21 protein-coding genes are annotated in these 24,608 nt (G+C 46.0%); 20 read left to right on the forward strand and 1 reads right to left on the reverse strand.

Features of this window, described 5'->3' with window-relative positions; all coding sequences use genetic code 11:
- Positions 1–312: 312 nt before the first annotated feature.
- From MHH25_RS06600 to MHH25_RS06615, 4 genes are all read left to right on the forward strand, one after another.
- A complete protein-coding gene (locus MHH25_RS06600) occupies positions 313–894 on the forward strand; it encodes a TetR/AcrR family transcriptional regulator (protein ID WP_036611349.1) in 582 nt (193 codons plus the stop codon).
- 206 nt (positions 895–1,100) lie between these two features.
- Positions 1,101–3,383, forward strand: a complete 2,283-nt coding sequence (locus MHH25_RS06605) for a YhgE/Pip domain-containing protein (RefSeq protein WP_340019540.1) — start codon at positions 1,101–1,103, stop codon at positions 3,381–3,383.
- Positions 3,384–4,053: 670 nt separating this feature from the next.
- Positions 4,054–8,652 (forward strand): glutamate synthase large subunit, encoded by a 4,599-nt coding sequence (gltB, locus tag MHH25_RS06610; protein WP_340019541.1) that lies wholly within the window; start codon positions 4,054–4,056, stop codon positions 8,650–8,652.
- A gap of 230 nt (positions 8,653–8,882) precedes the next feature.
- A complete protein-coding gene (locus tag MHH25_RS06615) occupies positions 8,883–9,038 on the forward strand; it encodes a hypothetical protein (protein WP_017690128.1) in 156 nt (51 codons plus the stop codon).
- 97 nt (positions 9,039–9,135) lie between these two features.
- Here MHH25_RS06615 and MHH25_RS06620 read toward each other — a convergent pair whose 3' ends face one another.
- Complete coding sequence (locus tag MHH25_RS06620; protein WP_036668894.1) at positions 9,136–9,504, reverse strand: helix-turn-helix transcriptional regulator; 369 nt, start codon at positions 9,502–9,504, stop codon at positions 9,136–9,138.
- A gap of 378 nt (positions 9,505–9,882) precedes the next feature.
- Between MHH25_RS06620 and MHH25_RS06625 the strand changes: the two genes are divergently transcribed.
- The 16 genes from MHH25_RS06625 to MHH25_RS06700 all read left to right on the forward strand — a co-directional run bounded on the left by MHH25_RS06625 (position 9,883) and on the right by MHH25_RS06700 (position 24,608).
- Positions 9,883–10,287, forward strand: coding sequence for a hypothetical protein (locus tag MHH25_RS06625; protein ID WP_340019542.1), 405 nt, complete (start codon positions 9,883–9,885; stop codon positions 10,285–10,287).
- Positions 10,288–10,442: 155 nt separating this feature from the next.
- Positions 10,443–11,201 carry a CpsB/CapC family capsule biosynthesis tyrosine phosphatase gene (locus MHH25_RS06630; protein WP_036611338.1) on the forward strand — a complete coding sequence of 253 codons (759 nt, stop codon included), beginning with the start codon at positions 10,443–10,445 and terminating at the stop codon, positions 11,199–11,201.
- Between the two features lie 32 nt (positions 11,202–11,233).
- Positions 11,234–11,989, forward strand: coding sequence for a Wzz/FepE/Etk N-terminal domain-containing protein (locus MHH25_RS06635; protein WP_235193748.1), 756 nt, complete (start codon positions 11,234–11,236; stop codon positions 11,987–11,989).
- Entirely contained in the window at positions 11,970–12,647 is a 678-nt protein-coding gene (locus tag MHH25_RS06640; protein ID WP_036611333.1) for a CpsD/CapB family tyrosine-protein kinase, read from the forward strand. The genes MHH25_RS06635 and MHH25_RS06640 overlap by 20 nt, the downstream gene beginning before the upstream one ends.
- A gap of 187 nt (positions 12,648–12,834) precedes the next feature.
- Positions 12,835–13,737, forward strand: a complete 903-nt coding sequence (gene galU, locus MHH25_RS06645; RefSeq protein ID WP_036611572.1) for a UTP--glucose-1-phosphate uridylyltransferase GalU — start codon at positions 12,835–12,837, stop codon at positions 13,735–13,737.
- A gap of 35 nt (positions 13,738–13,772) precedes the next feature.
- Positions 13,773–14,432 carry a sugar transferase gene (locus MHH25_RS06650; protein WP_243391516.1) on the forward strand — a complete coding sequence of 220 codons (660 nt, stop codon included), beginning with the start codon at positions 13,773–13,775 and terminating at the stop codon, positions 14,430–14,432.
- A gap of 34 nt (positions 14,433–14,466) precedes the next feature.
- Positions 14,467–15,843 (forward strand): O-antigen ligase family protein, encoded by a 1,377-nt coding sequence (locus MHH25_RS06655; RefSeq protein ID WP_076319065.1) that lies wholly within the window; start codon positions 14,467–14,469, stop codon positions 15,841–15,843.
- Positions 15,840–16,298, forward strand: a complete 459-nt coding sequence (pssD, locus tag MHH25_RS06660; RefSeq protein WP_036611329.1) for a PssD/Cps14F family polysaccharide biosynthesis glycosyltransferase — start codon at positions 15,840–15,842, stop codon at positions 16,296–16,298. Before MHH25_RS06655 ends, pssD begins: the two co-directional genes overlap by 4 nt.
- On the forward strand, positions 16,295–16,774 hold the full coding sequence (gene pssE, locus MHH25_RS06665; RefSeq protein WP_339189194.1) for a PssE/Cps14G family polysaccharide biosynthesis glycosyltransferase: 480 nt from the start codon (positions 16,295–16,297) through the stop codon (positions 16,772–16,774). Before pssD ends, pssE begins: the two co-directional genes overlap by 4 nt.
- Positions 16,775–16,812: 38 nt before the next feature.
- Positions 16,813–17,880, forward strand: a complete 1,068-nt coding sequence (locus tag MHH25_RS06670; protein WP_340019543.1) for a glycosyltransferase family 4 protein — start codon at positions 16,813–16,815, stop codon at positions 17,878–17,880.
- Between the two features lie 21 nt (positions 17,881–17,901).
- A complete protein-coding gene (locus MHH25_RS06675) occupies positions 17,902–18,846 on the forward strand; it encodes a glycosyltransferase family 2 protein (protein WP_340019544.1) in 945 nt (314 codons plus the stop codon).
- Between the two features lie 11 nt (positions 18,847–18,857).
- Positions 18,858–19,880: a glycosyltransferase gene (locus MHH25_RS06680; protein WP_076209611.1), complete on the forward strand. Its 1,023-nt coding sequence runs from the start codon at positions 18,858–18,860 to the stop codon at positions 19,878–19,880.
- Between the two features lie 43 nt (positions 19,881–19,923).
- The gene (locus MHH25_RS06685) at positions 19,924–20,829 is read left to right on the forward strand and encodes a glycosyltransferase (RefSeq protein WP_235431526.1); all 906 of its coding nucleotides are present in this window, start codon (positions 19,924–19,926) and stop codon (positions 20,827–20,829) included.
- 8 nt (positions 20,830–20,837) lie between these two features.
- The gene (locus MHH25_RS06690) at positions 20,838–22,214 is read left to right on the forward strand and encodes an oligosaccharide flippase family protein (RefSeq protein WP_036668918.1); all 1,377 of its coding nucleotides are present in this window, start codon (positions 20,838–20,840) and stop codon (positions 22,212–22,214) included.
- Complete coding sequence (locus MHH25_RS06695; protein ID WP_340019545.1) at positions 22,201–23,229, forward strand: polysaccharide pyruvyl transferase family protein; 1,029 nt, start codon at positions 22,201–22,203, stop codon at positions 23,227–23,229. Before MHH25_RS06690 ends, MHH25_RS06695 begins: the two co-directional genes overlap by 14 nt.
- On the forward strand, positions 23,226–24,608 hold the full coding sequence (locus tag MHH25_RS06700) for a sugar phosphate nucleotidyltransferase (protein ID WP_340019546.1): 1,383 nt from the start codon (positions 23,226–23,228) through the stop codon (positions 24,606–24,608). The genes MHH25_RS06695 and MHH25_RS06700 overlap by 4 nt, the downstream gene beginning before the upstream one ends.

Genomic DNA, 24,608 nt, shown 5'->3' on the forward strand with positions numbered 1-24,608 from the left:
GTTACTACATGAATATACATTGAAGCACAAAATCATGTTTCTTCTATGAATATTTACACCATATATCTTACAATGAGACAACCTAAACTTCATTATATACACGTATTATCTGAGTCATCTTACACTATAGACGACGACAGAAGGAGTTTCCACTGCATTTAGGTTAAAAAATATTAACACAATTTTTAAAATGTTAGGGTTGCAATCTGTTTTCGAAGGTGGTATTGTAGTTTTTGACCGAATGACCGAATTGTATTTCTGGTCATTTATGTAGAGCGATTGAACAATGAATGTGATTAAAGGAGGGATTAGATGGCTCCGATTGACAGGAGACAGCAGGTTATTCATGCAGCAGCCCAGTCGTTTGCCATGTTTGGATACAAAGCAACGACGATGGATCAGGTCGCCAAGATTGCGAACGTTGGCAAAGGAACGATCTATACGTTTTTCACCAATAAGGAACAATTGTTTGATCAGATCCTGGTAGAAGTGATTCAGGAAATGAAAAACATCGCGCATCGTGAAGTACATCAGGAAAGTGCATTTTTCGATAATCTGTTTCGGGTACTGGATGCCTTGTTGGAGTTTCGTCGTGATCACGATCTGCTTGTTAAGTTATCTCAGGAGCTGAAGGACTTTGGAACACTGCAGGCCAAGGAAGGCTTGGACAAGGTGGAGAAAGTAATCTCCGACTTTCTGGCTAAGGAGCTTGAGAAAGCAAAAGACAATGGAGAGATTCGAGATTGTGATCCGCAAGTCGTCGCATTTATGATGATTCGCCTGTATATTGCACTCACCTCAGACTGGAGCAAACAACATCAACCGCTGAGCAAAGAGGAAATCAAGACTTACTTTCGCCTTTTCTTAATGGAAGGAATTGCTGCTGTAACGTAATCCGAATTTAATCTACTATAATATAAGGATTTTCACGCGTATCAAGCAGGGAGGCTTGTCGGAAGACAGGTTGTTTTTTTGTCCTAAAGTGACCGTTTGAGGAAAGTGGTCACTTCGTGTTTCAGTATGTTTTCTGGAATGCGACATTGTATTTCATTATGGTTATTCCTGCTCATGGAGCAGAGAGATTAAGGGGAGAAAATGACATGAAATCTTTATCCGTGTTTTTCAAGGATGTGGGATCGGCCGTGAGAAACCCGAAGGTGTTGATCCCTGTTATTGCAATTATGTTTATACCGATCCTGTATAGTGGCATCTATCTGGCAGCCTATTGGGACCCGTATGGTCATGTGGATGAGATGCCGGTTGCCGTTGTTAATCTGGACAAAGGCGCTGAGCTGGAGGGCAAATCCCTCCATGTAGGTAGTGATCTGGTGGATGAGTTGAAGAAAAATGCCGATTTTAAATGGGATTTTGTCAGTGCCAGTCAAGCTAAAGAAGGCATGAGTAATGACAAATATTATATGCAAATTACGATTCCGGAGAACTTCTCATCCCAAGCAACAACATTGCTCGATGACAAGCCGGAGCCGGCTGATCTGATCTATGAACCGAATGGCAATTACAGCTTTGTCGGTGCACAGATCGGTAAGACCGCTATTAAGGACCTGAAAGCAAAAGTCTCAGCCAAAGTAACGGAATCCTATGCAGAGACATTGCTCGACAAGTTCTCCGAAGTATCGGATGGCTTGGCTGAGGCAGGCGATGGGGCTGGTGAACTGAATACCGGTGCAGGCAAACTGGATGATGGTGCTGTTAAGCTCAAGGATAACCTGGCGAAGCTTGCATCCGGAACGCTTGAACTTCAGGAAGGACTTTCTCCATTAAGTGATGGTGTTAACGCGCTGCATACAGGGGCAACCAAACTTGAAAGTGGAACATCGAATCTTGTATCCGGTCTGCAACAGCTTCATGCAGCTGCTTCGAGCCAGCTTCAGAGCGGAGCAGATCAGTTGAAGGATGGCAGCGCCAAGTTGGAAACCGGACTCCAGTCTTCACTGGATGGCACAAGTAAGTTGCAGGCTGGCCTGAAATCTTCAGAACAGGGCAGTGCAAAGCTGTCGGATGGTCTGCAAAGTGCAGTTCAGGGCAGCGGTACACTGGCAACAGGCCTGCAATCGGCTGTAGATGGCAGTTCCAAGGTGGCTGATGGTGCACAGGGCGTAGCCGCCGGATTGAAACAGCTTGCTGCATCGAACCCCGAACTGGCTGAAAATGCGGATGTACAGAAGCTGCTTGCGGCAAGTGAGGCTGTTGCTGACGGCAGTGCACAATTGCATGAGAGCGAGCAGAAGCTGGCACAAGGTGCAGATCAGCTGCATCAGGGTAACCAGCAACTGGCTGCGGGTGCAGCCGAGCTTCATGGAGGTCAGGAGCAACTTCTGGCTGGTGCGAACCAACTGGTGGATGGTCAGAAGCAATTGCTGGCTGGGGCCGGGCAGCTTAGTCAAGGAGGCGCGAAACTCTCCGATGGTCTGAAGCAGTTCAGCGGCAAATTGGGTGATGCTGCAAGTGGCGGTACATTGCTTGCAGATGGTGCCAAGCAGCTGGGCTCAGGAACAACAGCTTTGCAAACGGGTGTAGGTAAACTCAGTGGTGGCGTTAGTTCACTAACCGATGGTTCCAAGCAATTGGGTGATGGCGCGGGCAAACTGGCTGACGGCCTTACTGAGCTAAAAGATGGCTCGAGTGAATTGGAAACCAAGCTGAATGATGCCGCACAGAAAACATCCGAAGTTAAGAAAACGGATGATGTAGTGAACATGTTCGCTGAACCGGTAAACTCCTCGGAGAATACAGCAGAGAACGTGAGCAATTATGGTACAGGATTGACACCGTTCTTCCTGTCGATCGGTCTGTTTGTGGGATCGTTGATTTCCACGATTGTATTGAAAATGCGGGAAACGTCCGTACCTGGTGCAACAGGCTGGAATCGTTTTGTCAGCCGGACACTGGTATTTGGCTCCGTGAGTATTTTCCAATCGGTTATCGTGGCAAGTTTCATGTTATATGGTCTTGGACTGGAGACGCACAGCGTAGGGCTGTTCTATCTGTTTACCATTATTACGGGGCTGACCTTCATGTTGATCGTTCAGGCACTTGTAACCTGGCTGGATCTGCCTGGACGTTATGTTGTCATTCTGCTTCTGGTCTTCCAGCTTGCGGCTAGTGCAGGAACCTTCCCGGTAGAACTGATTCCATCATGGCTTCAGGCATTTAGCCCTTGGTTGCCAATGACACACAGCATTATGGGCTTCAAAGCCGTAGTATCGAGTGGTAATCTGGATGTGATGTGGCATCAGGCAGGTATTCTTAGCATCTATGCAGGTGTATCCATTCTGCTGACGCTTGCTTACTTCCTCTGGAATGGCAGACGTCCGAAAAAAGAAGTCGAACAGGCTGATTCTGGTCAAGGTGTGACGGCATAAGTCGAACCTGATCTTCAGCAGGGTCATATTTTTGAAAAAAACTTTATTTTCTTGTAGTGAAATTATGCAATATAGTAGTCAAATAGTGCAAATAGCCTGTGACCCTAAAAAGGGGTTGCAGGCTATTTTGTATACAAATGCATAGAGAAGTAAAGTTTCGCTGGCTTAAGCAGTGAAAATTTGGTGGAATTATGGATAAACGTAGGCGGAACATGGAACGATTTTCTTCTGTCAGCAATTTAATTCAGTTGTACTCTGGCTTAAAAAGTGTATAATTATTCGAAAAAGAGATGAATTTAAACGTCACTACTGTAAAGCTGTACTGCAAAACATTTCTTATCAGAGGTATTAAAAAGTTTAAATTGCGCTGATGTTAGGTCGGTGTTAAAATAATAGAACTATATCAAAAAAACGTCGCTCCATTTCAGTAGCCGTGCCAGCGGCTGCGTGTTGATTTATACAGGCTGTTTGCCGGATCGTCCGGATCAGCTCATCTCATTTAATGGCTTCTGCCCAATAGCAGGCATTATTTTGACAGTCTCATGCTGTCACCTCTTCTATCTAGCAGGCTCTATCGCAAGCGAAAGGCCAGCTCCTCCCGTTTCATTGTTGCCTGTTGCCTATGTTCTTGATCTTTCCGAAATACTTCATTATAGAAAGGTTGCGTTCCATGAGACACATCGGATTACCTCCAAAACAGGGTCTGTATGACCCGCAGTTCGAAAAAGACGCATGCGGAATGGGTTTTGTTGCCAACATCAAAGGAGTACCTTCACACGATATCGTTAGTCAGGCACTGACCATGCTTAGTAACATGGAACACCGTGGAGGACAGGGAAGTGAGCCGAATTCCGGTGACGGAGCAGGTATCCTGATTCAGATTCCACATCGCTTTTTTGCAGAGGAAGCGAAACGCCTTGGTTTTGCATTGCCTGAACAGGGATTCTATGGCGTAGGGATGTTGTTCCTTTCCCAGGACCCTGCCATTCGCAGTGCGCATGAAGAGTGCCTTAAGAAGATTATTGAAGAAGAAGGTCAGACGTTCCTGGGTTTCCGGGATGTTCCTACTTTTGATGAAATGCTTGGCCGTTCTGCGCTTGCAGCAAAACCTTATGTACGTCAGGTGTTTATTGGAAGATCCGCAGATGTGAAGGATGAGCTTGGATTCGAGCGTAAGCTGTATGTTATTCGCAGACGTGCTGAGCTGGCTATTCGTTATTCGGCAGATGAAGCAGAAGGTGGTTCGTTCTACCTTCCGAGCATGTCTTGTCGCAAAATTGTATATAAAGGCATGCTGACAACTGAACAAGTTGGCGGGTTCTATCTGGATCTGCAGGAAGAACTCGTGGAATCGGCCATTGGACTTGTGCATTCCCGTTTCAGTACCAACACCTTCCCAAGCTGGGAACGTGCCCACCCGTATCGCTTCATGATCCACAACGGTGAGATCAATACGATGCGTGGTAACGTGAACTGGATGCATGCACGGCAATCCTTGTTCGAGAGCGAGTTGTTTGGTAACGACATCGCGAAAGTAAAACCGGTTATCAATCCGGACGGTTCGGATACAGCCATGTTTGATAACACGCTGGAGTTCCTGTATCTGAGTGGTCGTTCCCTGCCACACGTGGCGATGATGATGGTTCCTGAACCTTGGAGCACAGATGAGGACATGGACCCTGCCAAAAAAGCATTTTATGAATATCACAGCACAATGATGGAGCCTTGGGATGGACCAGCAGCAATGGCCTTTACAGATGGTTTGCAAATTGGTGCAACACTTGACCGTAATGGATTGCGTCCAGCTCGTTATTATGTAACCAAGGATGACCGTATTATCCTGTCCTCCGAAGTTGGGGTACTTGATATTGCGCCGGAAGAGATCCTGTACAAAGATCGTCTGCGTCCAGGTCGGATGTTGCTTGTGGATACACAAGAAGGCCGCATCATCGCGGATGAGGAAGTAAAAGCAATCATTGCAGCCGAGAATCCGTATCAGGATTGGCTTGATGAGCATTTGATGGATCTGAGCGAGTTGCCGGACGCACCGGAACTTCCTGATCCAAAACATGATAACGTGACCCAGCTTCAGCTCGCTTATGGTTATACATTTGAAGAACTACGTAAAATCCTGGAGCCGATGGCAACAACAGGTATGGAAGCTACGGGTTCGATGGGTTATGATGCACCGCTGGCTGTGCTGTCCGATCGTCCCCAGCGTCTGTACAACTACTTTAAACAGATGTTCGCCCAGGTAACCAACCCGCCAATCGATGCAATCCGTGAAGAGATTGTAACGTCTACGGCAACAACCATTGGTCCTGAGCGCAACTTGTTGAACCCTGAACCGGAGAGTTGTCGCCAGATCCGTCTGGATACACCGGTATTGTCTAATGAAGACTTTGCGAAGATTCGCCATGTGCGTCGCCCAGGCTTCCGCTCCATGACGATTCCAATCTTCTTCACCGCTGCGGAAGGGGCAGAAGGACTTCGCAAAGCGATGGATTTGCTCTTCGAAGCTGCAGATCGTGTCATCGACAAAGGTCATAACATTCTGATCCTGTCTGACCGCGGTGTGGACGCAGAGAATGCTGCCATTCCTGCATTGCTTGCTGTAGCAGGTCTGCATCACCATCTGATTCGCCAGGGAACCAGAACCAAAGTCAGCATTATGCTTGAATCGGCAGAACCGCGTGATATTCACCACTACGCGTTGCTGCTGGGTTATGGTGTAAGTGCGGTGAACCCTTATCTGGCCTTTGAAACGCTGGATGACATGATTCAGCAAGGATTGCTGCGTGGTATCTCGCATGAGAAAGCAGTGAAAAACTACATTAAAGCAGCTACCAAAGGCGTTACTAAAGTGTTGTCCAAAATGGGGATTTCTACGATTCAATCGTATCGGGGAGCTCAAATATTCGAAGCGGTGGGTCTGAAATCAGACTTCGTTGACCGTTACTTTACCTGGACACCTTCCCGTATCGGTGGAATTGGGTTGGAAGAAGTGGCAGCCGAAGCGTTGACACATCATAACCGTGCCTTTACGGAAAAAGACGGTAACGATAAAGTATTGGATTCCGGTGGGGATTATCAATGGCGTAACGACGGAGAAGAGCATCTGTTCAATCCGCAAACCATTCATACCCTGCAACATGCAGTACGCACTGGGGATTACAAGCTGTATAAAAAATATTCCAAACTTGTACAAGGTGAGAATGATCAATTGTTGACCATTCGCTCCATGTTGAAGCTGAAACCGGTGGGAGCTTCCATTCCACTCGAAGAAGTTGAATCCGTAGAAGATATCATGCGTCGTTTCAAAACAGGTGCAATGTCCTTCGGTTCGATCAGTAAAGAGGCACATGAAGATCTTGCCATCGCTATGAACCGTGTTGGAGGTAAATCCAATACCGGTGAAGGTGGAGAAGATCCGGCTCGCTTCATTAAAGATAGCAACGGGGATTCCCGTCGCAGTGCGATTAAACAGGTAGCATCCGGACGTTTTGGTGTTACATCCAACTATTTGGTTAATGCCGATGAGATTCAGATTAAAATGGCTCAGGGAGCTAAACCAGGTGAAGGCGGACAACTGCCAGGACGTAAAGTGTATCCTTGGGTTGCTGAAGTTCGTGGATCAACACCGGGTGTAGGTCTGATCTCGCCACCACCGCATCACGATATCTACTCGATCGAAGATCTGGCAGAGCTGATCTATGACTTGAAAAATGCCAATCCGCGTGCTGAGATTAACGTGAAGCTGGTATCGGAAGTTGGCGTGGGTACCATCGCAGCTGGTGTAGCCAAAGGCCGTGCTGATATTATCCTTGTCAGCGGTTATGACGGAGGTACAGGTGCATCACCACAAGGTTCGATTCGCCACGCAGGTATGCCTTGGGAACTAGGTCTTGCAGAGACACATCAAACGTTGATGTTGAACAATCTGCGTGACCGTGTTGTCCTCGAAACAGATGGCAAAATGCTTAACGGCCGTGACCTGGCGATTGCTGCCTTGCTTGGAGCAGAAGAGTATGGATTCTCTACGGCACCGCTCGTTGCACTTGGCTGTATCATGATGCGTGTCTGTCAGATGGATACCTGTCCGGTTGGTGTAGCGACACAGAATCCGGAATTGCGTAAAAATTATATGGGTGATCCAGCTCATGTGGTTAACTTCATGCGATTTGTTGCTGAAGATGTTCGTGAGATCATGGCTGATCTTGGTTTCCGTACTATTCAGGAGATGGTCGGACGTACAGATTGCCTCGAAACGGTAGAAGCCGTAGATCACTGGAAGAAAAAAGGTGTGGATCTGTCTGTATTGCTGCACGTGCCTGAAATGCCGGAAGGCTCTGCACGTTACCGTACACAGCATCAGAATCACCAATTGGAAGAAACGCTGGATATGCAACAATTGTTGCCACTGGCACAGTCTGCTATTGAATCCAGTCAACCGGTTGAAGCGGTGCTTCCAATTACAAACGTTAACCGTGCAGTAGGTACCATTTTGGGTAGTGAGATCACACGCAAATATGGACTCGCAGGATTGCCTGAAGATACGGTTAAATTCAAATTTGTCGGCTCTGCCGGACAAAGCTTTGGGGCCTTTGTACCTAAAGGTATGACCTTGACCGTTGAAGGGGATTCCAATGACTACGTAGGTAAAGGACTGTCCGGAGGTAAACTGATCGTGATGCCTTCTCCGAAAGCAACGTTTGAGGCGGAAGATAACATCATTATCGGTAATACGGCTCTCTACGGAGCAACAAGCGGTGAAGCATATATCCGTGGTATTGCGGGTGAGAGATTTGCTGTACGTAACTCGGGCGCCAAAGTAGTCGTTGAAGGTGTAGGCGACCATGGTTGTGAGTATATGACAGGTGGACGTGTCGTTGTACTGGGCGATACAGGTCGTAACTTTGCAGCAGGGATGTCCGGAGGTATTGCCTATGTGTATGATCCGGAAGGCACATTCCTGAAACGTTGTAATCTGGAAATGGTTCTTTTGGAGCGTATCGAAGATGTGGCCGAAAGTGCAGATCTGCGAGGCATGATTCAACGTCATGTTGCCAACACAGGAAGTGCTGTCGGTCAGCGCGTTCTGGATAACTGGCAATATGCGCTGAATCAGTTCGTTCGGGTTATTCCGAAGGACTTCAAACGTATGACAGAACAGATCGAACGGATTCAGGCAACAGGTTTGACTGGAGAAGCAGCGCTGCTTGCAGCGTTTGAAGCGAATATGCGTGAACTTGCACGTGCTGGAGGTTAATAACTTCCTTGTTCAAAGTTATAAGTGCATGAACAGGTTGTATTAAGAATAATAGGAGCAATATGGTTGCCATTCCGGCACCATATTGCTCCTATTTTGCTTTCGACAAAATTAGAACCCCATCAAAAAACGTTATCGCCATGAGACGACAACATCGAGGAACTTTCTCAAGTATAATAAGGCTAGTTTTGGAGGGCAGGGAAAGTATAAAGATAAGAGAGGTTAGCGGAATGAATATGAAGCATCCAAACAGGGACGATCGTAGGCCGACAGGTAAACAAGTCGAAGCAACCCAGATGGACATCATGAAGGTGTTACTGCAATGCGGAATCGACCCGGAGCGTTGGAACCATTTCGTATCCTCCGTCAACAACAAGCGTCCTTGACACAATAGACAAGCATGGAATGAAAAAGAATTAAGACACAAAAAAAGCCCAGAAGCCAGAGAGGTTATCTCTCGGGAACTGGGTCCTCTTTTCGGGTTTAGTCCATGCTGCGTTCCATTCGGACAAATGCAATAAAACGACGTGCCTCTTCTTCTGTTAAAGACTTCCCATCAATCATCAGATCGAAGCGTTCTAACACTTCTTTGTCCGATAACTCCAAGGTATCCACGAAATCACGTACGTCTTCATCCATCACGACATCACTTTGCTTTGTACGTCCTATAAGATAATCAATAGACACATCAAAGATGTCAGCAAGTCTCGTTAACACTTCGAAATCCGGTTTACGTCGATTCTTCTCGTAGTGGGAGAGAGCAGCTCTTGTAATATGAATGGAGCTCGCAAGTTCTTCTTGAGTAAGTCCCCGCTGTTCCCGTAATTCCGCAATGCGATTTCCGTAGCTCATAAGCTATTTCCCCCTGAACGACATCAAATATATATTGAAACAATCCTGAGCCAAGTGTTTGATCAGGGCAGCTTTCCTGCAAAAGAGTAACTCCTCATGTGTTTCCTTTAACCCATTTCCATTTGTAAATAGGTCTGTCTAAGGACATCTCAAATTGTCGTAAATCAAAAGAACCATGTCCAAATACCGCTTGACATGATACGTATTGTATCGTAAATTGGACGTATGGAGTTACAAAATGTATCATTTGGAATATTTTAAGTATCTCCTGGTTGCCTGGACCATATACCTGTGAGAAGGAAGTGGAGGCAGTCCATGTAGGCTAATCCATTCTAAAGGAATGAAACCATGTATTCAATAATTCAGGAATGGGCTGATATGAAATTAAATGTCCATATGTACATTCGGGAGTTTCACGGGAAAATGGTAGACCGCAAAAGACGCCCTGTTCTGTTACTTGGAATGGACACTCAAGCAATCACCTTCCTGAGCGACCTGAACTTGCCGGTATCATCAGAAATGCTCATTGGTTTGGATGTTGAAGATCATCATGTATGTGTACGACTTCACGCAAGGTTGCAATGGAAACAGCCCTTCGGAGAGCTCACAATGTATCATTCAAACTTGCATATTCAGCACGAACAGAAACTATATATAACTGGACAGTTAAACACAATGCTTACTGAAGTTCAGTTTCCCACGGTTTCCCGTTTTCAGTATGAAAAGGCAACAGAACAAAAGGCTCTGCAAGAACCCTATCATTACATTGATTTCACCATATAATTCCAAGTCGATTCTTAACATTTTCTGAACAAAACATGTACTTAACGCCATTTTACTATATTTCATAGCGTTATGCATTAGTTCTTTAACACCAAAAGCATTTGCGCAATGAATAAAGGGGCGAGGGGGCTCATACTATTTCAGGAAGTTTGGATATGGTTGAAATGCACTGCCACATATTATCCGGCCTAGATGATGGTCCTGTTCGAATGGAGCAGTCCGTTGCGATGGCTGAGAAGGCGGCAGCCTCAGGAATTACCTCCATTATTGCTACTCCGCATCACCTGAACGGGCAATACAACAATGAACCGATGGTGGTCAATCAGGCCGTGAACCTGCTTCATGCAGAACTTCGCAAACGCAACATTCGCCTGGAGATCCGTCCCGGACAGGAGATCAGGGTGCATGACAACCTGATTGGAGACTTATATGCAGGAAAGTGCTGCACACTCGCCGGAAGTCGTTACATGTTGCTGGAACTACCCTTTGGTCATATTCCCTCACAGTTCCCCAGGATACTGCATGAATTACGAATAGCGGGAATTACCCCTATTATTGCTCATCCGGAACGCAATCGTGTCATTTTGAAGAAGCCAAAGTTGTTGGCTGATTACTTGAGTCAAGGCGGACTATGTCAGCTTACCGCTCAATCTTTCACTGGGCTTTTCGGACGGAAAGTTCGGCAGTGGTGTTTTCATTTTTGCAAAGAAAACGGGTTTCATTTCATTTCATCAGATGCACATGATACGTGCAAAAGGACATTTGCCATAAGTGAAGGAGAGCGGGCCATTGAGCGTCGATTTGGAGCTGAAGCCGTTAAGAGGCTGGCAGAGAATGCGTCGCACATTCTATCGAATTCGTGTCTGGTCACAGAACGCTGGAAACCTCGCAAATGGCTACTGTCCATCTGGTAGTTACATAGGATAGATCACAACGTATAGGAGGAATGAAAGTGGAACTGAAAGGATATTTTCGACTCTTACAAAAGAAACTGTGGTTGATTGTTGCAATTGCTTTGATAGCCGGTGTGGGTGCAGGGGTCAAAAGCATTTTCTTCACCCAGCCCATCTATGAGGCAAGTTCCAAACTGATCGTGAACCAGACCTCTAACGTTCAAGGCCAAGCGATGATGGACTTCAGCATGATTCAAACCAATATCAAACTCATTAACTCATACAGAGAAATTATTAAATCTTCCGCCATTATGGATAAAGTCGCTACCACGTATCCGGACCTAGGCTTAACCTCTGCACAGCTCATGAATAGCACCTCCGTCTCTACAGCCAGCGAATCCCAAGTGATGAGCATAACTGTACAAGGAACTACCTACGAAAAAGCCGCAAAAACGGTCAATGCCATCTCCAACGTGTTCCAATCTCAAATCCCCCTAATCATGAAAATCGATAATGTGGCTATCCTCAGTGAAGCAAAAGTGGATAGTAACGCATCTCCAATCAATATGAAAACCACATTAAGCATCATTGTCAGTCTGTTCGCAGGTCTTGTGCTCGCCATTGCACTTGTATTCCTGATGGATTATCTGGATGACACATTCAAATCCGAAACTGAACTTGAAAAAGAGCTGGGCCTGCCTGTGCTTACCGTGATATCCAAAATGAAAAAAGACGATCTGAAAAATACGAAAAATTACGTATCTCAACAGAAAGTGGGGGATGGCAAATATGTCGCGGCTAACCAATGAAAATAACAGTCTGGTGACCTATTTTAACTCCAAATCTCAGATCTCGGAGGGATACCGTAAATTACGGACGAACATCCAGTTCTCCTCAATCGACAGTCATATCAAAAAAATCATGGTGGCTTCCGCTGAATCCGGCGAAGGCAAGACCACAACGATTAGCAACCTGGCGGTAACCTATGCCCAGGAAGGCAAAAAAGTACTGCTGATCGATGCGGATCTGCGTAATCCTTCCTTGCATCAGGTGTTTTCTGTACCGAATCATATCGGTCTGAGTAGTGTGCTGTCTAATCAGTACAGTGTGGAAGACGTGCTTAGAGAGAGTTACATCGACAATCTCCAATTATTCACTTCTGGCCCAATTCCGCCGAACCCTTCCGAGATGATTGGTTCCAACCGGATGAAAAGGCTGATTGAGAAGTTAGAGGATCAATATGATGTCATCATGTTTGATACACCGCCGGTGCTTGCGGTAACGGATGCACTCATTGTGAGTTCGCTGTGTGATGGTGTGCTGCTGGTCGTGAACTCGGGCAAGGTCAAGAAGGAATTGGTGAAGAAGACCAAGGCTGCTCTGGAGCATGTGAATGCACGAATTCTGGGCGCAATCCTGAACAATATCAAAAACGCTGCAGTTCCGGTGGGCTACGGAGAGAAGTAAACCTTCCATCCAATGCTCCCAAGTAAACAGGTAATGTCTACTGCACCTTTATCACTGTAGGCACTCGGTCATGCTGTGGGTTCAATGAACCTTAGACGTTAATCGTCGAAGGTATGACGTGAGGACGGGTTAGATGCCCTGGTTCAACTTTTATCAAACTAAAAAAAAAGAGGATAGGGTGGTATTTATGAAAAAAGTGAGAAAAGCAATCATTCCTGCAGCTGGACTAGGTACACGATTTTTGCCAGCCACAAAAGCGATGCCCAAAGAAATGCTCCCTATTGTGGACAAACCAACCATACAGTATATCGTTGAGGAAGCCATTGCCTCTGGAATCGAAGACATCATCATCGTAACGGGTAAAGGGAAACGGGCAATTGAAGATCATTTCGACAACGCTTTTGAATTGGAACATAACTTGCTGGAAAAAGGGAAGCTGGGCCTGCTTGAAGAGGTTCGCAAATCCTCTAACGTGGATATCCACTACATAAGACAAAAAGAGGCCAAAGGACTTGGTCATGCTGTCTGGTGTGCACGTAACTTTATCGGTGACGAACCTTTTGCCGTGTTGCTCGGAGATGACATCGTCGTATCGGAAGTTCCATGCACCAAACAATTGATCGATCAATATGATCAGGTTCAACATTCCATTGTTGGCGTACAAACCGTACTGGCTGAACAAACAGACAGATACGGCATTGTGGACCCGCTTCAATCGGATGGCCGTTTGACAGAGGTTCTCAGGTTCGTAGAGAAACCTGCCCAAGGCACAGCGCCTTCCAACCTGGCGATTATGGGGAGATACGTACTGAGTCCAGAGATTTTCGAACATCTGGAGCAACAAGAGATTGGTCAAGGGGGAGAAATTCAATTAACAGATGCGATTCAGCGCTTAAATGAGACACAAGGAGTGTATGCTTACGATTTCGAGGGAGTACGTTATGACGTGGGCGAGAAACTGGGATTCATTTTGACAACCATCGACTTCGCTCTGCAAAAACAGGAACTTAGAATTCCAATGCTGCAAGCTCTGCAACAGATTCTGGAAAAAGAGTCGGTAGAACATGTAGCCGGGGGGGAGTTTGAATGAGTCCATCTCCCCAATCGAAGGAAGCGGAGATTGTTATGGACCCAAGTCTGGGGTACAATGCATCAACGATGTCAGGACAAAATGCGGATAAAGTGTATCTATTTATGAAAAGAATGCTCGATTTGCTGGGTTCTTTCATAGGTTTGATCATTTTGTGCCCCTTGTTTGCGGTCATCGGATTACTGATCAAAATCGAGGCCCCGCAGGGGTCTGTTTTTTTTCGTCAGGTACGAGTAGGACAGAATGGGAAAGAGTTTCATATGTACAAATTCAGGTCGATGGTTGCGAATGCAGAAGATCTGCTGGAACAGCTGATTGATCAGAATGAAGTGAACGGGAATATGTTCAAAATGAAAAATGATCCCCGCATTACCCGGATTGGCAAGTTCATTCGGAAAACCAGTCTGGATGAGCTGCCACAGTTGTGGAACGTGTTCAGAGGAGAGATGAGTCTCGTTGGACCCAGACCGGCTCTGCCCAGAGAAGTGCAGAACTACACTTCCTATGACAGACAACGTCTTCAGATGATCCCGGGATGTACGGGATTATGGCAAGTCAGCGGTCGAAATAGTGTTGGTTTTGAGGAAATGGTGGAGCTGGATCTGACGTATGCCCGTGAGCGCAGCATGATGGTGGATATCAAAATTATCTTCAGAACGTTCAAGGTGCTGGTAGGTTCGAAGGATGCGTTTTGAAACACGATTCTGGCTTTGAGGTGGCATAGTAGATATGCAAAAGACCGGTATACTTGCTGCATTAAATATGAAGTCGTTTAATATCATTCTTTTTTCGCTGGTAATTGTTTTCGCAGCAATCTATCTTCCGCTAGTCTCGGTTGTTGCACTCATAGCTGTGATTCTGCTGGGCGTTTATATTAAACAGCCCAGCTGGATTTTTATGATTCTCATCGTAAGTTTTTCATTGTCCATTGATAAAATATTTAGCATTCATCTGGCAGGACTGGATTCGCTGTCCTTCTACAAGCTGGCCATTCTGGGTTTTGTCGTCTCTCTTTTTCTACGCTTTGGTATTCGCAAAGAGTTGATATATCCTGCACTGGCGATTGGTTTTTTATTTGTGGAGAGTTATTTTCTATCTGATCTGCCCAGTAAGGTTAGTCCGCTCGATCCATTCAAGGCCTTTCTGGGAGTCATTGTTCCTTTTTTGTTGCTGATGCCCCATTTTTCAAGAGAGATCAGTCAACGAATTATACGTGTACTCGCATGGTTGCCGCTGTTCAGTCTTGCTGGTGGTTATATTCTGCAACTCGCCGGCATATTGTCCATTACTAACCTGGAGATGTCGGGAGTAACCCGGTTACAGGGTGCTAACATCGCCGCGCATCTGGCCATGTTGTGTTTTATCTCGATCTGCGTCTGTCTGATTCAGATCAAGCAAGGCCATCAGGTTGTTCTGTATTACATGCTTACCTTGACACATCTGGTCATTCTGGTCCAGACGGGAACCAGGGGGCCACTTATTGCGCTTATACCGATTATTCTGGTCTATCTTTTTGATCAACTGAAAGCCTTCATCAAAGGCAGAGTCAGTGCCATTATTCCTCTCATTCTGTTTGTTGTCGCTGTGGCCTATATGGTGATTGCGCAGTGGGACAATTATGAGATGAGGTCAGAGAGCAAAGGGTTGTCGGGAAGGGATGTAGCCTGGAATTATTTTATTGGCAAAGCAAATGAGTATCCGATATTTGGACGTGGACTCGGCTCAACTCTTGTAGCGAATGATGGAAGTATCTTTTCCGGCTTCGTTGTTCCGCATAATGAATACATTCGTTTTTATTATGATGGCGGGTTAGTTGGAGCCATCCTGTTGTTTCTATCGCTGCTGCTGGTGTTTCGGGCTGTTTACTTCCGATTGGGCGGCATGATCCGGTTGTATTTTGCCGGTATGATTATCGGTTTCCTGACCTATTCCTTTTTTGACAATACCCTGTCCACGGTTCATCTGATTGCTCCATTCTGTATCTTCCTGAACGCGTTATATGCTACGGGAAATGGAGTCCATTCCAAGTCAGGGGCTGAAGCAGAAGTGGATATACAGATACAGCGAGCCAAGGACGTATCCTTTTCAAAGGAGATTAGAACATGAAGGTCTGTTTGATCAGTTCTACAGGCGGCCATTTTGATGAATTAACCAAAATTATTCCTGCGGTTGAAGAACATGATTATTTCCTGATTACCGAGAAAAATAAAAGCAGAAAAGTCGATTCGGCACAGGGCAAAGTATACTTCTTAATGCAGCAAGAGCGTAAAAATGCGATGTTCTTGCTAATCTTTGTGGCTAATATTATCAAATCGTTTTTTCTATATCTGCGTGAGCGTCCAAAGGTGATCATTACAACAGGGGCGGGAGCCACATATCCTTTTTGCCTTATCGGTAAAATCTTCGGCGCCAAGCTGATCTACATCGAAAGTTATGCCAAAATCTATTCCTCCAGCGCAACCGGGAGATTGATGTACAAAATCTCGGATGAGTTCTTCATTCAATGGGAAACGTTGCAGGATAGCTATCCCAATGCGAAGTACAGGGGGGCTTTATTTTGATATTTGCTATCGTTGGAACCCAGCGTTTTCCCTTCAATCGGATGTTTGAGCTTATTGATGAGGCGATTGAGGCAGGAATTATTGAAGAAGAGGTTGTTGCCCAATCCGGATATACCGAGTATCAGCCGCGGAATTTCACTATGATTCCTTTCCTCACGCAGGAAGAGATGAATGAATATGTGGAGCGCAGCAGATGCATTATTTCTCATGCGGGTGTTGGCTCCATTACAAATTGTCTTGAACGTGGCAAGCCCGTTATTGTCATTCCACGCCGGAAAGAATGGGGTGAGCATGTGGACGACCATCAGCTTGAAATCTCCAAAGTTTTTCAAGATAACGGCTATGTGGCCGTCGCGGAGAGTCAGGCTGAATTACAAAAACTGGTTCCTTGCATAGAGGAGCTGACGTTCCAGCCTTATGTGAGAAAACAGTCTGATCTGATCTCATCCATTAAAAATTACGTGAACAGTCTGTAAGAGGTATGAAGATTAACCATGAAAAAAAGGAGTCTATCATGAAACCAAAAGTATTGGTTGTTGGATCATCCTTGAAGGATATGGGCGGAATTGTGAGTGTCATCAAAAACATTGAGGATTCCTCCATCTCGGAAATGTACGCCATGCAGCGGGTCGAAACGTATATCACGGGCAGTGTGTTATTACGGCTGCTTATTTTTATACGGGGATTCATGCAATTCTGGATGAAGTTGTACACGTTCAAGCCGGATATCGTGCATATTCATATGGCAAACAACGGGAGCTTTTATCGGAAGTCTCTATTTCTGCTAACCGCACGAAAGTTGTTTCGAAAGTCAGTTATTCTGCATATTCATGCGGCTAGCTTTGATGATTTCTACAATCAATTTGCTCTGCAGCGCAAGTATTGTCACTACATTCTGAATCAGGCAGACAAGTTGATTGTCTTGTCCCAGACGTGGAAAGAATACTTTGCTACGATTGTGCCGGAGACAGCCATTGAGGTTCTTTATAACGGGGTCTTTGTCAAAGAACCGTTTGTAAGAGAACAACAAACAGCCGTTAATGCTCTGTTCATGGGCAGACTGGGTGAGCGAAAAGGAGTCTATGATCTGCTTCAGTCCATTCAGCAATTGAAGGCGCTAGGCGTTACAGCTACCTTTAATCTGGCAGGGGATGGCGAAGTCGAAGAAGTCAAAGCAATCGTGCAGCAGTATGGAATAGAGGATCGTGTCAATGTACTCGGCTGGATTAACGGAGAGCAAAAGGAAAAACTGATGCGGGAAGCGGATCTACTGGTCCTGCCTTCTTATCATGAGGGATTACCTATGGCCATACTTGAAGCAATGAATTGTGGCTTGCCCATTATATCAACCACCGTCGGAGGCATCCCCGAAGTGATTACATCCGGTCATAATGGGCTGTTAATCGAGCCGGGAGATGTGCACGGGCTGACATCAGCGCTGGAATATCTCATCACGGATGAAGAGGTTAGAGCAAGAATGGGTTCACATAACAGAGAGATTATATCGGATAAGTTTGATATGAATCTTCTCGTGGGCAGATTATCAGGAATATATGATGCACTTCAAGTGAAGGTATCCTAGTGAACAGGAAAAGGTGATGAAATGAACCCCTTGGTATCTTGCATCATTACGACCCATAACCGGGCCGAGTTATTGAAAAATGCGTTGAGAAGTGTACGGGAGCAAACACATCCGTATCTGGAGATTTTCATTGTGGATGATGGTTCAGAAGATCAGACGCCAGAGATCTGTCAGGCTTGGACCCGGGAAGATTCACGGATTCGGTACATCCGAGTTCCATATCCCAAAGGAGCCAACCATGCACGGAATGTAGGGATATCCCAAGCCAATGGCAAGTACATTGCCTTCCTGGATGATGATGATGAATGGATGCCTGACAAAATAAAAACCCAGGCGGAAGTGCTGGAGCGTACACAGGAAACATTCACCTTTTGCAGCAAGTATCTCGCATACACGAATGAGCAGCATCAGGTGGTCAAACGGAAATTGTCAGTGGAACCTCGCGATGTTATTCGGTATGAGGATCTGCTTACATTCAACTGGATCGGGGAAACGTCCAAAATCATGGTACTTACCTCACTGGCCCGTGAAGTTCGATTTGATGAAAATCTGACATCCGCTCAGGATTATGATTTTTATCTGCGTATATTGAAACGAGGCTACATCGCCGTGAATGTGAAAGAACCGCTGGTGGATATTAACATCCATAGTGGTCCACGAATTTCAACCTCTACAACGGCCAAGTACAAGGGCCAACGCAAGATTATTTTGAAATACTACAATGACATGTCCAAGGAACAGAAGCGCCGTCAGTTACACCATTATCGAATGCTCGAATGGTCGAGAAATACAGTTCGCAATAACGTTTATTTGAAAAAAGCACTGTCGCTGTACCCTTGGTGGAAAGATTGGGTGCTGCTCAAGCGTAATACCAAAATTATGATGCAAGGATTTCTAATGAGATTTCATGCAAGGCGCGCAGTTGGAACGTATACAGAGGAACCTGTGCGAATGAAACTAAAGTAAGAGGTGCCTGGATGGAAAATCCGACGGTGTATATGCTGCCCAAGATGATTGAGAACAATAAATTCAATGAGCTGTTATCCGATTCCATTGAGAACAAGGGATGGGAAGTGAAACAGTTTACCAAAAGAGATCTAATCAAACTGAAAAAAAATGATGTGCTGCATTTTCATTGGCCTAGCTTCTATTACAGGGGTTCTTCCGTGCTGACAACAGTGATCAAATCGATTCTATATGTATTGATGATTTGTTTTGCACGCTTGCGCGGGGCCAAATTGTTCTGGACGGTGCACAACATCTGGCCACACAACAGCGGCAAGACGCGATTCGATTATTGGATGAGAAAAATACTGGTCCAAAATTGCTCCAAGCTGATTGTCATGGGTAAACCCTTGATCTCGGAAATCTGTTCGACGTTTGGGATTGATTCCAGCCGGATCGAGGTTATACCACATGGACATTACAAGGGAGTGTATCAGGGAAAAGGGGTGAATATCCGCTCCCGGTTTGGCATCCCGGAGGATAGTTATGTGTATGCGTTCTTCGGTCAGGTGTCGCCGTACAAGGGCGTGGATGATTTGCTGGAGGCATTCAAGGATCTGGATTCCGAACAAGCCCATCTGTTGATTGCCGGCAAAAAGGTAAAGGATTATGACCTTGGAGATGAATTTCTCAAGAGTGGACATATTCATACTCATTTTCATTTCATCGAAGATGATGAATATTCGGATTATTTTGATGCAGTCGATTCGATCATTCTTCCATACAAGCAAATTGCCACTTCAGGCAGTGCGATTCTGGCATTGACCTTCTGTAAACCGGTGGTGGCACCACGGATTGGCTTGTTGGAGGAATACCTGCCCGAAGATTGTGCGGTCCTCTACGAACCTTCCGATCCGGATGGATTGCTTAAAGCGATGAATATGATCCGGTTAAAACAATCGGAGTTTCAGGAAGGCAGTGGTTTTGTCAAAGCGTTGGAGCGGCTGGATTGGCCAGTGATTGCCCAAAGGACACTTACCCTGTACTCCAGTTAGTGCAGATGAACGGGTGGACCTAATTGAAAAATATGGGGATGAAATGATGAAGGTAACCGTCGCGATCTGTACGTATAACCGTGCACAGGATGCGGTAGAGGCCATACGAAGTGCAATACAACAGAATTACGCAAGCAGCGACTATGAGATCATACTCATTGATAACAATTCAAAAGACAACACACGGGAAGTCGTGCTTCAAACCATCTTGCAGCATGAGAACCATTCGATCCGTTATGTGTTGGAAGAAAAGCAAGGCTTGTCTGTAGCCCGTAACCGGGCCATTCACGAGGCACGTGGCGAGTATATCCTTTTCCTTGACGATGATGCCTTTGCTTGCAGGGACTGGATTCACCAGATCGTTAGTGTGTTTGAGATGAATGAAAATATCGGTTGTGTCGGTGGCAAGATTGATCCGATCTGGGAAGTACCTGAGCCAATGTGGATTCCACCGGAGAACAGGTCGCTATTCACCATTCTGGATTTTGCAGATGAAGTCACTGAAATGAAAAGTCCTTATATTCCATTTGGGGCAAATGTGGCTTTTCGTTTATCTGTCTTTGATCAACTGGCTCCCTTCCGTGAAGATCTTGGAAGAGTGGGGAACAACCTCCTCTCCAGTGAAGAGAGTGAGTTAATTGCAAGAATACGGACAAAGTTCAAGGTATATTACACGCCGTATGGCGCGGTACAACATAAAGTAGCCAAAGAGCGAACGACAAAGAACTGGTTTCTGCGCCGAATCTATTGGCAAGGTGTGAGTGATGCCATTCGGGATCAGGATCGTGGTGTTGTGCGTACGGCCAAACATGGCATCAAGCTTGCACAGGGGATCACAACCTCACTGATCTACATTTATAATGCAGATCGGTTCACACGTCAGCTTGCCAAAGTATGTTACCGAAACGGCATGATTGTTGGGTCGCTTCGTCAAAACAGTAAGGGATGAGGATCGCTATGGCGCAAGTTGCACTTCGCAAAGTATTCAGAGGAAATGGCTTAATGAGTGCCATATTTCAGACAAGTGGAACCAATCTGCTGGTCATGACACTGACGATGTTGTCTTCCATTTTGACGTCACGCATGTTCGGCGTAGAGGGAAAGGGTGCATTCTCGGCCATCCTGTTCTGGCCAGCACTCTTAACCGGATTGGTCGGATTCGGACTACCAACTTCTATCATTTATAACATCAAACAGAGCGCAACCGAGAAGAGTGCACAGTATGTTCGGTTAAGCTTTCTTTTTCAAGTTCCGGTGTGCATCATCATTGGCATTGTGGCCTGGTTTGGATTGCCTTTCTGGCTCTCCAGCTTTCCGCCGGAAGTAGTGCAGATATCCAGATGGTATACGATTGCTACCGTTCCTGTACTTATTGTCATCAATCTCATATCAGCCCTCTCGCAGAGTCGGGAGAAATTCGCTGTATATAATGGTATCCGGTTAATGATCCCCCTGTTTAATGTAGGCGGGCTTTTTGTGTTATGGGGCCTGGGCATGCTGAGCATTCAGCTCGCGGCTGCGATCTATTTTGTAACCAGCTTCTCCGTGGTGGCGTGGGCTATCTATGCCAACCGTAATGAATTAAGACTGAGATGGTTCAAGGATCGGGTGGACCAGAGTTCGGCCAAGAAACTTTTTGGTTATGGCAGCAGGGTGTATGGTGTTGAATTGTTAGGAACATTGTATACCCAGTTTGATAAAATCATTATTTTGGCTTTGCTCACCCCGCGTGATTTTGGACTGTATTCCGTCGTATTTGCGCTGTCCCGGATCTACAATGCAGTTCAAACGGCGATCAGTAACGTTGTTTTTCCAAAAGTGACTGGATTACCCCAAGAGCAGATTATTCGAACAGTTGGCAGAGCCTTCCGCATCTCGCTCATGGTCATGATGATCATTGTAATACCCACCATGTTTGTGGGGAACTACCTGATGGGTCTTCTGTTTGGCTCCGAATTTTTGGAAGCGAGCGTAGCATTTTATATTTTGGCTGTGGAATGCATTATTGGTGGTGGCTCCTGGATTCTGGCATCCGCATTTAATGCACTTGGTCGGCCTGGACTTGTGATGATCAGACAGCTCATTGCACTCTCGGTGACGGTGGCTTTGTTCTTTGTATTCACCCCGCTGTGGGGGCTCAACGGAATTGCGATTGCTTTATTGATCGGGTCCATTGTACGAATGGTGGTTACTGTGGCTGCGATGAAGATTGTATTTAAGGTGAAGTTTGCCGCCATGTTCTATGACAAGGAAGATCTGACGTTTCTCTATGAACGGTTAAATAAAAAAAGAAGAAGAGTCACCCAAGGAGGAGATGGAGATGCTGGGCACTAACAATATTCATCCAATGGAAGAGTTGAAGGGACATTTACGTCAGATTTTGAAGGTCATTCCACCGCGTACCGAAATCTATTATTTGGATTACCCGGTGCATAGCAATGGTGGCGACTTGTTGATTATGAAAGGTACTGAGGCTTTCTTCCGGGACAATGATATTCATGTACGTGCCAGATACAGCATTCTGGATTGCCCTTTGTCCCTCAAGGTTCCGGAAGGTATCACGATTGTGTTGCACGGGGGAGGTAACTTTGGTGATCTGTACCCTGCCCATCAGAAATTGAGAGAACGAATGATTGCCCAGCATCCGAATCACCGGATTGTCATTCTGCCACAGACGATGTTTTACAAGAGTGATATTGAATTGAAAAAGACAGCACAAGTATTCAATCGTCATAAGGATGTACACTTTTTTGTCCGGGATACCTTATCTTATGAGATAGCCAGTAAAGAATTTCAACAAACCAATGTGTATCTATCTCCGGATATGGCGCATCAGTTGTGGCCTTTGAAGTCCAAGAGCAAGCCTACCGCAGAGATGTTGTATTTCTTCCGGAAAGACATTGAGAAAACTCAGAATCAGGTGCATTACGAATCCGTCAGTGGATCTAAGGCCACGTTTAAAGACTGGGAGACATTGTACAACCGGGTAGACCGGAAGATCATTCGGATGATTACATCCCGGTTAAAGTCAGGGAAAGGCAGCTCTTTTGCCCGCTGGTTGTGGTACAAATACTCTGATCGGATGGTACATACGGCCATTAAGGAATTCAATCAATACCGAACCATCACGACATCCCGTCTGCATGGACATATTCTGGCCTGTCTCCTGGATCAACCGAACATCCTGCTGGATAATTCATACGGCAAGAACTCGAATTATTATGCAGCTTGGACCAAGAGCAATCCGGCAGGCAGATTGGAATCCAATCAGACCAGCACATATAACAAACCAACCGAGACCGGCAAGGGAGCAAGTACGGTTGTGTTGTCGGATGGTGCAGCCCTATGAGAAGCATTCTGTTATCCGGTGGTTCTGGCAAGCGTCTCTGGCCGTTATCCAACGATTCCAGATCCAAGCAATTTCTTAAAGTTCTTCATGGGCCAGACGGAAATCCGGAATCCATGGTACAGCGGGTATGGAGACAGCTGAATCATGCCGGACTTGCATCAGAGGCACTTATTGCGACCAGTTTGCCACAGGTGGAGATTCTGACTTCTCAGCTGGGAGACGATGTGAGACTGGTTGTGGAGCCTGAGCGCAGAGATACGTTTCCTGCGATTGCGCTGGCAGCCTCCTATCTGTATTCCGTAGAGAGTGTGAGTCTGAATGAGACGATTGCGGTGTTGCCTGTAGATCCCTTTGTTGAAAAAGAATTTTTCGAAGTGCTGGCAACCTTACCGGAGATGCTTGATAAGTCTGGTGCTGATCTGGCCTTGATGGGAGTTGTGCCGACGCACCCGTCAGAGAAGTACGGATACATCATTCCGCAATCCCAATCTTCCAGTGAAAATAACAATGAATACGTGAATGTAGCGAAGTTCCAGGAGAAACCCTGCGAATCCGATGCGGTCCTCATGATTGAGCAGGCCGCATTATGGAATTGCGGGGTTTTTGCTTTTAAGCTTGGTTATTTGATTAATCTGCTCATTGAGATGGAACTGCCGATCCAGTATGACGAGATGCTGAAGCAATACGGAAGATTGAACAAGATCAGTTTTGATTACCAGGTTGTCGAGAGAGCCAATCAGATTATCGCTATTCCGTATAACGGTTTCTGGAAAGATCTAGGCACGTGGAACACACTCACGGAAGAGATGGGAAGCTCGGTTGTAGGAAAAGGGTGGATTACGGGAGATTCCCTGAATACCCACCTGGTCAATGAATTGAACATTCCGGTTGCCATATTGGGCTTGTCGGATGTGGTGGTCGCCGTGAGTCCGGATGGCATTCTCGTCAGTGACAAAGAGGCCAGCCCACGGATCAAGGAAATCTTGAAGAACGAGGATCAACGCCCCATGTATGAGGAGCGTAGGTGGGGTTGCTACCGGGTTCTGGATTACACAAGAAACGAAGCTGGCGGCGAGGTTCTCACCAAACGAATCTGCATCAGTGCCGGGAAAAACCTGAGTTATCAATACCATTTGCTTCGCAATGAGGTATGGACGGTTGTATCGGGAACTGGGGAATTGATTCTGGATGGGCAGAGCCGAATGATCGGGCAAGGAGATACGGTGATCATTGACCGGAGTATGCTTCATTCCGTCAGAGCCGTTACGGAACTGGAGATCATTGAGGTACAGATCGGCAGTCAGCTGATTGAGGAAGATATCGTTAGAGTGTCTACCGAATGGCAGGACATTGTTCAGACATATGTGAAGCACGCGTAA

Origin of the sequence: Paenibacillus sp. FSL H3-0457, from assembly GCF_037981725.1 — a bacterium.
In the GTDB taxonomy this organism is placed as follows: Bacteria; Bacillota; Bacilli; order Paenibacillales; family Paenibacillaceae; genus Paenibacillus; species Paenibacillus amylolyticus.